Here is a 12,336-nt window from a genome sequence, read left to right on the forward strand (position 1 = left end):
CGCATCTGCACACGCCGAATATCGATCGTCTGGCCGCTGCCGGTGTGCGTTTCAGCCGCGCCTATACCCAAGGCACCATCTGCGGGCCGTCGCGGCTCATACTGAATCACGGGCAATAGGCGGGTGCTACGAAACGAACGGGCAAGCCCCAGCAGGTGAATGGCCTCCAGAACACTGGTTTTGCCGCTGCCGTTGGCGCCGTAAAGAATGTTGATTCGGGGGGAGGGGGAGAAGGTCACCGGGTGCAGATTGCGCACCGCGGTGACCGAGACGCGACTTAAGGACATCTAGCTTCTGCTGAGCATGATTACAGACGCATCGGCATGACAACGTAGGCCGAGTCGTCGTTGTCGGACTCTTGCACCAGCGCACTGCTGTTGGAGTCGGACAGGATCAGGCGAACCTGCTCGGTGGTCATCACACCCAGCACATCGAGCAAGTAGCTAACGTTGAAGCCGATTTCCAGATTGCCGCCGTTGTACTCAACGCCCACTTCTTCTTCGGCTTCTTCCTGCTCCGGGTTATTCGCCTGGATCTTCAATTGGCCGTTAGCCAGTTGCAGTCGGATGCCACGGTACTTCTCGTTGGACAGAATCGCCGTACGGCTGAACGCTTCACGCAGGGCCTGGCGATCACCGAGTACCAACTTGTCGCCACCTTTGGGCAAGACGCGCTCGTAATCCGGGAATTTGCCGTCAACCAGTTTAGAGGTGAAGGTGAACTCGCCAGTGGTGGCGCGGATGTGGTGCTGGCCCAGAACGATGCTGACGATGCCATCAGGCTCGGTCAGCAGGCGCGCCAACTCAAGAATACCTTTGCGTGGCACGATGACCTGGTGGCGATCCGGCTGACCGATATCGGCCCGCATCGAACACATGGCCAAGCGGTGACCGTCGGTGGCCACGGCGCGAATGATCCCTTCAGAAACTTCCAGCAACATGCCATTGAGGTAGTAACGCACGTCCTGCTGCGCCATGGCGAAGCTGGTGCGTTCGATCAAACGGCGCAACTTGCTTTGCTCCAGGCTGCACGTCAGCGAGCCTGGGCCTTCTTCAACAGTCGGGAAATCGTTCGACGGCAGGGTCGACAAGGTGAACCGGCTGCGGCCAGCCTTGACGACCAGCTTTTGCTCGTCGACCTTGATGTCGATCAGCGCGTCGTTCGGCAAGCTCTTGCAGATGTCCATCAGCTTGCGCGCAGGCACAGTGATGGAACCTGGATCGGCTGGCTCTTCAAGTTGCACACGACCGACCAGCTCGACTTCCAGGTCGGTACCGGTCAGCGACAGTTGCTGGCCTTCGACAACCAGTAGCACGTTGGAGAGCACCGGCAAGGTCTGTCGGCGCTCGACGACGCCTGCGACCAGTTGCAGGGGTTTCAACAGGGCTTCGCGTTGAATGGTGAAATGCATGGTCTAGTCCCTTGCCTTAATAAGCTGCGCTGGTGTTCATCAGGTAGTCAGTGTATGTCCAACGACACCGAGTTCGGTCTGGCGTCGTACTTCTATGCCCGTGACCTGGGCCGTGTGTTCCGTGTGGCTGAAGCCCTGGAATACGGCATGGTCGGCGTCAACACCGGGTTGATCTCCAACGAAGTCGCGCCGTTCGGCGGCATCAAGGCATCGGGTCTGGGCCGTGAAGGCTCGAAGTACGGCATCGAAGATTACCTGGAAATCAAATACCTCTGCCTGGGCATCTAAGCCCGGCAAAGCGTTTTGCTTCAAGCAGAAAGGGCACGAGAGCGCTGTCCCTTTTTGCGCTTCAAATGGAATTTTCTCTGTGGCCGGGAAAGCTGTGGCAGTCGATCATCGCATGCTGCCGTAGTTGCCTCCCCGCCGCATTTTCCTTGAGCCACGCCGCCCGATGAGCGGCGAATGAGGACTTTATGAGCAAGACTAACGCTTCCCTGATGAAACGCCGCGAAGCCGCTGTACCACGCGGTGTTGGCCAAATTCACCCGATCTTCGCCGAGTCCGCGAAGAACGCCACCGTGACCGACGTTGAAGGTCGCGAGTTCATCGACTTCGCCGGCGGTATCGCCGTGCTGAACACCGGTCACGTGCACCCGAAAATCATCGCTGCCGTCACCGAGCAACTGAACAAGCTGACCCACACCTGCTTCCAGGTGCTGGCGTATGAACCGTACGTAGAGCTTTGCGAGAAAATCAACGCCAAGGTGCCAGGTGATTTCGCCAAGAAAACCCTGCTGGTGACTACCGGTTCCGAAGCCGTTGAAAACGCCGTGAAGATCGCCCGTGCCGCCACTGGCCGTGCCGGCGTGATCGCGTTCACCGGCGCTTACCACGGTCGCACCATGATGACCCTGGGCCTGACCGGTAAAGTCGTGCCTTACTCGGCCGGCATGGGCCTGATGCCAGGCGGCATCTTCCGCGCGCTGTACCCGAACGAACTGCACGGTGTGAGCGTCGACGATTCGATCGCCAGCATCGAGCGCATCTTCAAGAACGACGCCGAGCCGCGTGATATCGCCGCCATCATCATCGAACCGGTGCAGGGCGAAGGCGGTTTCTACGTCGCGCCTAAAGCGTTCATGAAGCGTCTGCGTGAATTGTGCGACCAGCACGGCATTCTGCTGATCGCTGACGAAGTGCAGACTGGCGCTGGCCGTACCGGCACGTTCTTCGCCATGGAACAGATGGGCGTATCCGCCGACCTGACCACCTTCGCCAAATCCATTGCTGGCGGCTTCCCGCTGGCCGGTGTGTGCGGCAAGGCCGAATACATGGACGCCATTGCTCCAGGCGGCCTGGGCGGGACTTACGCCGGTAGCCCGATCGCTTGTGCCGCGGCCCTGGCCGTGATGGAAGTGTTCGAAGAAGAACACCTGCTGGACCGCTGCAAGGCCGTCGGCGAGCGTCTGGTCACTGGCCTCAAAGCCATCCAGGCCAAGTACCCGGTGATCGGTGAAGTCCGTGCCTTGGGCGCGATGATTGCAGTCGAGCTGTTCGTCGACGGCGACAGCCACAAGCCGAACGCGCCAGCGGTAGCCGCTGTGGTGGCCAAGGCGCGCGACAAGGGCCTGATCCTGCTGTCCTGCGGCACTTACGGCAACGTTCTGCGCGTCCTGGTACCGCTGACTTCGCCTGACGAGCAACTGGACCAAGGCCTGGCGATCATCGAAGAGTGCTTCTCGGAGCTGTAATTCCGGGCGCTGATCGAATGTGATCGGTTCGACAAAAAACCCGCTTCGGCGGGTTTTTTTTCGCCTCTTGAAACACATTAAGGGCATTTTTTCTGTGTCGAGCCGCCAGCGTTGACTAAGGTTCAGGCATTACGAGGGAGCGTACTGCATGACTGTCGTTGATTTACCCGCTGCGCCGAGAGTGTTGATTGCCGAGGCCGACCCGTGGTCTCGGGACCTGCTCAAGCAGGTGTTATTGAATGTGCGTTGTGACGCGCGGCTTGACCTGTGCGCCGATGGCCAGCGCGCGATGGACATGCTTGCAGAAACGCCTTATGACCTGGCCATCGTCGACTGGGAGCTGCCCGGTGTCGATGGCTTGAATGTGTTGCGCAACGTGCGGCAACGCCGCCGCAACCCGCCGCTGCCGTTCATTCTGATGAGCAGCCGCAACGACGGTGCCAGCGTGCGTGAAGCGTTGCCGCTGGCGCCTACGGCCTACCTGACCAAACCCCTGAACATGGAAAGCCTGACCCAGCGTCTTCGGGATTTGCTGGTGACGGCCGGTGAGGAGGTGTCCTGCGAAGTGCCGACGCTGGCGCCGGGCATGACCCTGGCGGTGTACCTGGAACGTCGTCGCGAACTGGCGGACGGTGCGCCGTTGATGGCCGACGTGCAGGTGGCGGTCAAACGCAGCCTCAACCCCGGTGGCCTCGACCTGTCGCGGCTGGAAGATGAAATCCGTACCGACCCGCAGATCACCGCTGTGCTGATTGCCGCCGCCAACAGTGCGGCGCATCACCTCGGCGATCCGGTGCAAACCTTGTCTCAGGCGCTGCAACGCCTTGGCTCCGGGCAAAGCATGAACCTGATTCTGGGGCTGGCACTCAAGCGCAGCGCCCGACTCGGTGACCCGCTATTGGCGGACTACGCCGAGCGGTATTGGGGCCTGTCGCTGCACACCGCCGAATACGCCCGCACGTTGGCGCGCTTGCTCGACCTTGATCAGGAGCGCTGTTATTGCGCGGGCATGCTGCATCGTTTGGGCGATCTGGCTTTGTTGCGGTGTCTGCAGGAGTGGAAGCAGGCCGGTGGCGAGTTGGACGAGTGGGAAGAGACCGGTGATGCGCTCGCCGAGTTCGGCGCGGCTTACGGTTCAGCGCTCCGAACCCGCTGGCGCCTGCCGCTGGAACTGCGCGAGCTGATTGCAGCGGTCTATCACCTCGGTGGCGGGGTTTATTCGCGCGAAGCGCTGGTGATGAATATGGCTGCGCAGTTGGCGCATCTGGCCGAGCATGAGGGCGTAGAGGCATTGGCGAAAAGCCGGACGGCGCGGTTACTGAAAATCGGTTTGCCGGAATTGATGCGTTTGCGCAAAAAGTAAGCCTCACACACACAACCTGTGGGAGCGGGCTTGCTCGCGAAAGCGGTGTGCCAGCCAAAGTTGATATCGACTGATCCACCGCTTTCGCGAGCAAGCCCGCTCCCACAGTGGTTTTATATCGCGTCTGATGTCGATTTCAGCCAGCGACGATGCGGTCTTTGCCCTGTCGCTTGGCTTCATACATTGCCGCGTCCGCCCGGGCGAACAGGCTGTCGAGGCTTTCGTCCTCCGGTGTCAGGTTGGTCAGGCCCTGGCTGACCGTGATGCCGAACGTCTGGCCGTCATGGCTGAAGCTCAATTGCTGAATCTGCCGTTGCAGCCGCTCGGCGACTTGCATGGCCATGTCGGGCGCACAGCCGGGGAACACCGCTGCAAATTCTTCGCCGCCGATCCGCCCGAATACATCGCCGCGGCGCAGTGCGGAGCGCCCGCTTTCAGCGATGCGTTGCAGCACGTTGTCACCTTGCTGATGGCCGTAGGAGTCGTTGACCACTTTGAAGTCATCAATGTCCAGCAGCAGGAACGCCAGCGGCGCGCCTCGCGTGCGTGCCTGGGCAAACTCGCGCTGAGCACATTCGAAGAAGTGCCGACGATTGCTGCTTTGCGTCAGTACGTCGGTGGTCGCCAGGCGTTGCAGCTCGGCTTCCATCCGCTTCTTCTCGGTGATGTCTTCGGCAATACCGACGATGATCACCGGTTGACCGGGCTCGGCCTGACGGTTGATGAAGCATTTGTCGCTAAGCCAGCGAACCTGACCGTCGGCGTCGATGATGCGGTACTCACGGTCTTCAACCGCGCCTTTGACCAGTACTTCGGCGAGGCTGCGCTCGGCATAGTCCAGATCGTCGGGGTAAATGCTGTCACGCCATTCGTTGTAGTCGGCCAGCAGGCTGCCGGCGGAACGGCCGAAAATCCGTTCATAGGCCGGGCTGACGTAGAGCACTTGCCGGGTTTCCCAATTGAAGGCCCACAACACGGCATTGACGCTCACCAGCAGCGAGCTGAACAACTGCTCACGCTCACTCAGGCGCGCCACTTCGCCTTGGGCATGGATCAGCGCCATCAAGGTCTGAGCGGTATCTTGAGACTGCGCAAGGGGCGAGTCGTGCAGGTTTTTTGCGACCATCGGGACAACTCTCAAAGGACACGCGCCACTTGAGGTTCGAAAGCGGCGACGACGAAGCCCGCCGGGGGGGCGAAGTGTCTTTGAGATAGGGGATTTGAGGCTAAGTTCCGAAGGGTGCGCCCGCGAGCGGGGCGCACCGATCAATGGCATCAGACGGCGGCAGGGCGCAGGGAGTAGGTCTTCAACTGGTCGGCAAAGTCGCGCAGGGATTGAATCCCGCTGGCTTCTGCTTCGTGTACCCAATCCTTGATCGCAGCCAGCATGTCATGACCATTTGAGCTGGTCTTGACCCAGATCTGCTGCAAGGCCAGGCGTTTCTCGTAAATTACCTTCAGCGCATGACTGTGCTCGAGCATGGTCTGGATGCGCAGGTGATGTTTCTCGTCCAGCAGGCTGGTTTCCCGCGACAGCAGGCGCTTGGCGCGGTGGAACTGGTGGCGGACCGAGTGATCGACCTTTTCCAGCTCTTGCTTGACCAGCGGCGCGATCACCAATTTGCGGTACTGGGCCATGATCTGGAAGCGATTGTTGAGGATCGCCATCGCGGTGTCCATGTCCAGGCTGCCTTTGCCTTCGACACGGTGGGCGATTGGCGCAACCCGCTGGACCTTGGCCAGACGGAAGAAACTGAAGACCTGGATCCAGGCCCAACCCAGGTCGAACTCCCACTTCTTCACCGACAATTTGGCCGAGTTAGGGTAGGTGTGATGGTTGTTGTGCAGTTCTTCACCGCCGATCAGGATGCCCCAGGGCACCAGATTGGTGGCGGCGTCACGGCATTCGAAGTTGCGATAGCCGATGGCATGACCCAGGCCATTGACCACGCCTGCGGCCCACACCGGAATCCACATCATCTGGATGGCCCAGATGGTGATGCCGATGGTGCCGAACAGCAGCAGGTCGATGACGCCCATGATCGCCACGCCCAACAGCGGGAAACGGCTGTAGAGGTTGCGTTCGATCCAGTCTTCGGGGCAGTTCTTGCCGTAGATGCGCAGGGTTTCCGGGTTTTCCGCTTCGGCGCGGTACAGCTCGGCACCGGTGCGCAGAACGGTGGACAAGCCCTTGATGACCGGACTGTGCGGGTCATCGACGGTTTCGCATTTGGCGTGATGCTTGCGGTGGATAGCGGTCCACTCGCGGGTGTTCTGCGCCGTGGTCAGCCACAGCCAGAAGCGGAAGAAATGTTTCAGGCCGGCATTGAGCTCAAGCGAGCGATGGGCTGAATAACGATGCAGATAGACTGTGACGCCAACGATAGTGACGTGGGTCATCAGCAGGGTGACTGCCACCAGTGACCAGGGCGACAAGCCGAGAAAACCTTCGTACCACATAGGCTATAGGGCCCTCGATAAAGAAAAAAACAGCCGTTGCATTATCACTAAGCTCACAGATAAAACCAGTCGCCCTTTCAGATAAGAGTGGCTGGATGTTTCCTTTAACTATAATCCCCAGCTATTTGTAGGGACATGGACCGCCGAATGTCTGCCACATATCGCGATGCTTTGCGTGCAGCGCTGCTCTACCTGGTGCTTTCTGGTGTCTGGTTACAGTTCAGTGGTTATTTATTGAACAGTTTCTTCGATGATTCCGCTGACCTTCTACGGTGGCAACTGATCAGCGGTTATGCGTGGGTGGTGCTCAGCGCTGGTTTGATCTTTATCGCTCGGGCACGCCTGTTCGGTTGTCTTGGTATCGGCGCGAGGCTGCGTGAGCGCAGCGAAGACCGGGAGCGCTTGCGCCAGGCCGCCGCCGTGTTCGATTGCACCCGCGAGGGTGTGCTGGTCACCGACCGCGAAGGGCTGATCGTCCATGTGAACCGGGCGTTTATGGAAATTACGGGCTACCAGACTGACGAGGTGCTGGGGCAGCGGCCGAACCTGTTCAAGTCCGGGCACCATCCGCCGCAGTTCTATCAGGCAATGTTTGCCACGCTCGACAGCACCGGCGAATGGAGCGGGGAGATCTGGAACCGACGCAAAAGCGGTGAAATCTACCCGCAGTGGCAGACCATCCGCCGCATTCATGACGATCACGGGCAGCTCAGTCATTACGTGGCGGTGTTTTCCGATATCAGCGCCATCAAGAACTCCGAGCACGAACTGACGCACCTCGCGCACCACGATCCATTGACCGATCTGCCCAATCGCCTGTTGTTTACCGATCGTGCGAAGCAGGCGCTGGCGTCGGCGCAGATCCACAAGCGCGGTTGCGCGTTGCTGATGATCGATCTGGATCACTTCAAGATGATCAACGACAGCCTCGGCCATAACGTCGGTGATCAACTGCTCAAAGCGGTGGCGGGGCGGTTGCAGGGGCTGTTCGGGCCTGGCATCACCTTGGCGCGCCTGGGCGGTGACGAATTCGCGGTACTCGCCGAAAGTTGTCCGCAACTGGTGCAGGCAGCGGCGCTGGCGCAAAGCATTCTCGATGAGTTGAAGGAGCCGTTCCCGATCGACGGGCATCGGCTGTTTATCAATGGCAGCGTCGGCATCAGCCTGTTTCCCAGTGATGCGCTGAGTGCCGAGCAACTGTTGCGCAACGCCGACTCGGCACTGTCCAAGGCTAAAAGCGCCGGCCGCGACGGCTACGCGCTGTACACCGAGGAGTTGACCGCCCATGCGCAGCAACGTGTCGAAATCGCTTTCGAACTGCGCCGCGCGCTGGAGCAGCACGAGTTGCGGGTGTACTACCAACCGGTCCACGACCTCAAGTCCAGTGGCCTGATCGGCGTCGAGGCGCTGGTGCGCTGGGAGCATCCCCAGCGCGGGCTGGTGTCGCCGGCAGAGTTCATCCCCATCGCCGAGCGCACGGGATTGATTGCCGAGATCGATGCCTGGGTGATGCAGCAGGCGTGTCGGCAGATGTGCCAGTGGCAAGCCGAAGGGGTGTCGCTGTCGTTCGTCGCGGTGAATATCTCGTCCCGCTTGTTTGCGCGTCGTGAGCTGTATCAACAGGTCGCGCAAGCACTGCACGACACCGGGCTGGAGCCGGCATTTCTGGAGTTGGAAGTCACCGAAAGCGCGGTGATGGAAGACCCGGAAGTGGCGCTGGAGCAGATGCACCGTCTGCGTGAACTCGGCGTCAAGCTGGCCATCGATGACTTCGGCACGGGGTATTCGTCATTGCTGCGGCTCAAGCGCTTGCCGGTGCAGAAACTCAAGATCGATCAAGGATTCGTTGCCGGATTGCCGTGGGACGAGGACGACGCGGCGATTGTCCGAGTGATCATCGCGCTGGCGCAAAGCATGGGCATGCAGGTGCATGCCGAAGGGATCGAGCAGGTCGAGCAGGCCGGTTTTCTGCGCGAGCAGCATTGTGATCTGGGGCAGGGTTACTGGTTCGGCCGACCGGTGCCGGCCGAGCAGTTGGATTGGATGAGTGCCCCGGCAATCAATTAGTCACCTACGCCCCGGCAGAGGCGCGTCGATGCTCCAGATGCGCGTAACCCCGCGTCCCCTCAGATAATATTTTCTGGTTATATAAACATTCTTAAATAGTCTTTTTAAGAATATCCGCGTCTCTCTACTATTGCTCTCACGCCGCAAGCAGTGCCGACACTGCCAGGCAACCTCTCAGTCGAAGGAGCAGCACCATGAGCGCATCCCTGCGTAGCGTTGACGGTCAAGACGAAGCCACCATTTTGCGTGAGATCCAGAGCGCACTGCGCGACCTGCGCTTCGGCGCTGTAGAGATCACCGTGCACAACGCCCAGGTCGTCCAGATCGAGCGCAAAGAAAAATTCCGTTTGCAGAACCCGAGCAACAAACCGAGCTAAGCAACGGCAAACCGCGTCCAGCACACCATAAAAAAAGCCAACACAATCAGAATTCCAGGAGCTTTCACCATGTCGTCGATTCGCCATTTCGCTTTGGCCGCCCTGGCCAGTGCCCTTTTTGCTGGTTCCGCGGTTGCCAAGGATTACGAGCTGCTTAACGTTTCGTACGACCCGACGCGTGAGCTGTACCAGGATTACAACGCTGAATTCATCAAGTTCTGGCAGAAAGACCACGCTGGCGACAACGTGAAAATCCAGCAATCCCACGGCGGTTCGGGCAAGCAGGGCCGTGCGGTGATCGACGGCCTGCGCGCCGACGTGGTGACCCTGGCCCTGGCCGGTGACATCGATGAAATCGCCAAGCTCGGCAAGACCCTGCCCGCCGATTGGCAGAAGCGCCTTCCGGATGCGAGCACGCCGTACACCTCGACCATCGTGTTCCTGGTGCGCAAGGGCAACCCGAAAGGCATCAAGGATTGGGGTGACCTGGTCAAGAATGACGTGTCGGTGATCACGCCAAACCCGAAAACCTCCGGCGGTGCGCGCTGGAACTTCCTGGCGGCATGGGCCTACGGCCTGAAAGCCAACGGCGGTGACGAAGCCAAAGCCAAAGAATACGTACAAACCCTGTTCAAGCACGTGCCTGTGCTGGACACCGGTGCTCGCGGTTCGACCATCACCTTCGTCAACAACGGTCAGGGTGACGTGCTGCTGGCCTGGGAAAACGAAGCGTTCCTGGCGCTGAAAGAAGACGGCGGCGCGGACAAGTTCGACATCGTCGTGCCGTCGCTGTCGATCCTCGCCGAGCCTCCAGTGGCCGTGGTCGACAAGAACGCCGAGAAAAAGGGCAACGAGCAGATCGCCGAGGCGTACCTCAAGCACCTGTACAGCCCGGCCGGTCAGGAAATTGCAGCGAAAAACTTCTATCGTCCACGTGACAAGGACGTCGCCGCCAAGTACGCCAATCAGTTCCCGAAACTGGACCTGGTGACCATCGACAAGGACTTCGGGGGCTGGAAAACCGCGCAACCGAAATTCTTCAATGACGGTGGCGTGTTCGACCAGATTTACCAAGCGCAGTAATCTGACTGAAGCCACACTACGGCCCTTATGCTCAGGCGCATGACATGTGGGAGCGGGCTTGCTCGCGAAGACGGAGTGTCAGTCGATAACAATGTTGACTGACACGCCGCTTTCGCGAGCAAGCCTGCTCCCACATGAGTGCGTTTAGCGGATCGATTTTTAACCAAGGACTTTTATGTCGCGTCGTATCTCCCCCGTCATACCCGGCTTCGGGCTGACGCTGGGCTACACCTTGGTGTACCTCAGCTTGATTGTGCTTATCCCGCTGGCGGCGATGTTCGTCCATGCCGCTCAACTCACCTGGGATCAGTTCTGGGCAATTATCTCGGCGCCACGGGTGCTGGCGGCGTTGAAGCTGAGCTTCGGCACCGCGCTGTATGCCGCGATCATCAACGGCATCATCGGCACGCTGCTCGCCTGGGTGCTGGTGCGCTATACCTTCCCCGGTCGCAAGATCATCGACGCGATGATCGACTTGCCCTTCGCACTGCCCACCGCCGTGGCCGGTATTGCACTGACCGCGTTGTACACCCCTGCCGGTTTGGTGGGGCAATTTGCAGCGGACCTGGGTTTCAAGATCGCCTATACCCCCCTCGGCATCACACTTGCGCTGACGTTTGTGACGCTTCCATTCGTAGTACGTACCGTACAGCCGGTATTGGCCGATATTCCGCGTGAAGTCGAAGAAGCAGCGGCGTGCCTCGGTGCAAGACCTTTGCAGGTCTTCCGCTACATTCTGGTGCCCGCATTGCTCCCGGCCTGGTTGACCGGTTTCGCGCTGGCCTTTGCCCGCGGGGTCGGCGAGTACGGATCGGTGATTTTCATCGCCGGCAACATGCCGATGAAAACCGAGATCCTGCCGCTGCTGATCATGGTCAAACTGGACCAGTACGATTACACCGGCGCCACGTCCATTGGTGTACTGATGCTGGTGGTTTCCTTCGTTCTGTTGCTGCTGATCAACTTGCTGCAACGCCGCATCGAAACCCCATAAGGAGGCGCGAACCATGTCCCAATCGTCTATTAGCGCCGCTTCCTCGGCCAACGCCGCCCGCCGTGGCAGTGCCACCTCGCGGCGAATCCTGATCGGCCTGTGCTGGCTAGTCTTTGCGCTGTTTTTGCTGTTGCCGCTGTTTATCGTGGTGTCCCAGGGCCTGAAAAACGGCCTGGGCGCGTTCTTCACCGCGATCTTTGAGCCGGACGCGCTTTCCGCGCTGAAACTCACGCTGATTGCCGTGCTGATTTCAGTGCCACTGAACGTGGTATTTGGCGTCAGTGCCGCCTGGTGCGTGAGCAAGTACTCGTTCCGTGGCAAAAGCATGCTGGTCACGCTGATCGACTTGCCGTTCTCGGTGTCGCCGGTGATTGCCGGTCTGGTCTACGTGCTGATGTTCGGCGCCCAAGGGTTCTTCGGGCCCTGGCTACAGGATCACGACATCCAGATCGTCTTCGCCTTGCCGGGCATCGTGCTGGCGACGATCTTCGTCACCGTGCCGTTCGTGGCGCGTGAACTGATCCCGCTGATGCAGGAACAAGGCACGCAGGAAGAAGAGGCCGCGCGCCTGCTGGGCGCCAATGGCTGGCAGATGTTCTGGCACGTCACCGTGCCCAATATCAAATGGGGCCTGATCTACGGCGTGGTGCTGTGTACCGCGCGGGCGATGGGCGAGTTCGGGGCGGTGTCGGTGGTTTCCGGGCACATTCGCGGGGTGACCAACACCTTGCCGCTGCACCAGTTCCTGCGCCACGGCCTCAGTTTCGGCACGCGAGGTCAGCAGGTAAATGGCGTCACGCACTTCGGTGACTTCGGAAAACATCACCGTC

Annotated in this window: 11 protein-coding genes and 1 pseudogene; 8 read left to right on the forward strand and 4 right to left on the reverse strand. The window is 59.9% G+C overall.

Annotation, left to right across the window (positions count from 1 at the left end; all coding sequences use genetic code 11):
- Both ACQKP4_RS26785 and dnaN read right to left on the reverse strand, forming a co-directional pair.
- Positions 1 to 287 (reverse strand): AAA family ATPase (locus tag ACQKP4_RS26785; RefSeq protein ID WP_427636976.1); only part of this gene is annotated, 287 nt, incomplete at its 3' end.
- 20 nt (positions 288 to 307) lie between these two features.
- Positions 308 to 1,411 carry a DNA polymerase III subunit beta gene (gene dnaN, locus ACQKP4_RS26790; protein ID WP_427636978.1) on the reverse strand — a complete coding sequence of 368 codons (1,104 nt, stop codon included), beginning with the start codon at positions 1,409 to 1,411 and terminating at the stop codon, positions 308 to 310.
- Between the two features lie 54 nt (positions 1,412 to 1,465).
- On the opposite strand from dnaN, the pseudogene ACQKP4_RS26795 reads away from it, so the two are divergent.
- The 3 genes and pseudogenes from ACQKP4_RS26795 to ACQKP4_RS26805 form a co-directional block, all read left to right on the forward strand.
- Positions 1,466 to 1,699: pseudogene (locus ACQKP4_RS26795) on the forward strand (aldehyde dehydrogenase family protein); the annotation flags it as partial.
- Positions 1,700 to 1,884: 185 nt separating this feature from the next.
- A complete protein-coding gene (gene gabT, locus ACQKP4_RS26800) occupies positions 1,885 to 3,162 on the forward strand; it encodes a 4-aminobutyrate--2-oxoglutarate transaminase (RefSeq protein ID WP_427636980.1) in 1,278 nt (425 codons plus the stop codon).
- A 148-nt stretch (positions 3,163 to 3,310) separates the two neighbouring features.
- Complete coding sequence (locus ACQKP4_RS26805; protein ID WP_427636982.1) at positions 3,311 to 4,525, forward strand: HDOD domain-containing protein; 1,215 nt, start codon at positions 3,311 to 3,313, stop codon at positions 4,523 to 4,525.
- Between the two features lie 136 nt (positions 4,526 to 4,661).
- Here the strand turns inward: ACQKP4_RS26805 and ACQKP4_RS26810 are convergent, their stop codons facing one another.
- A complete protein-coding gene (locus tag ACQKP4_RS26810; protein WP_427636984.1) occupies positions 4,662 to 5,651 on the reverse strand; it encodes a GGDEF domain-containing protein in 990 nt (329 codons plus the stop codon).
- A gap of 149 nt (positions 5,652 to 5,800) precedes the next feature.
- Positions 5,801 to 6,985 carry a delta-9 fatty acid desaturase DesA gene (gene desA, locus ACQKP4_RS26815; protein WP_427636985.1) on the reverse strand — a complete coding sequence of 395 codons (1,185 nt, stop codon included), beginning with the start codon at positions 6,983 to 6,985 and terminating at the stop codon, positions 5,801 to 5,803.
- A 147-nt stretch (positions 6,986 to 7,132) separates the two neighbouring features.
- On the opposite strand from desA, the gene dibA reads away from it, so the two are divergent.
- The 5 genes from dibA to cysW form a co-directional block, all read left to right on the forward strand.
- Complete coding sequence (gene dibA, locus ACQKP4_RS26820) at positions 7,133 to 9,052, forward strand: phosphodiesterase DibA (protein ID WP_427636986.1); 1,920 nt, start codon at positions 7,133 to 7,135, stop codon at positions 9,050 to 9,052.
- Positions 9,053 to 9,246: 194 nt separating this feature from the next.
- Positions 9,247 to 9,429: a sulfur starvation response protein OscA gene (gene oscA / locus ACQKP4_RS26825; RefSeq protein WP_007945260.1), complete on the forward strand. Its 183-nt coding sequence runs from the start codon at positions 9,247 to 9,249 to the stop codon at positions 9,427 to 9,429.
- A gap of 69 nt (positions 9,430 to 9,498) precedes the next feature.
- On the forward strand, positions 9,499 to 10,512 hold the full coding sequence (locus ACQKP4_RS26830; RefSeq protein ID WP_427636987.1) for a sulfate ABC transporter substrate-binding protein: 1,014 nt from the start codon (positions 9,499 to 9,501) through the stop codon (positions 10,510 to 10,512).
- Positions 10,513 to 10,687: 175 nt separating this feature from the next.
- On the forward strand, positions 10,688 to 11,506 hold the full coding sequence (cysT, locus tag ACQKP4_RS26835) for a sulfate ABC transporter permease subunit CysT (RefSeq protein WP_427636989.1): 819 nt from the start codon (positions 10,688 to 10,690) through the stop codon (positions 11,504 to 11,506).
- Between the two features lie 13 nt (positions 11,507 to 11,519).
- A partial coding sequence (gene cysW / locus ACQKP4_RS26840; RefSeq protein ID WP_427636990.1) for a sulfate ABC transporter permease subunit CysW occupies positions 11,520 to 12,336 on the forward strand: 817 nt, incomplete at its 3' end.

Origin of the sequence: Pseudomonas sp. NPDC086278 (assembly GCF_050280905.1) — a bacterium.
Classification (GTDB): Bacteria; Pseudomonadota; Gammaproteobacteria; order Pseudomonadales; family Pseudomonadaceae; genus Aquipseudomonas.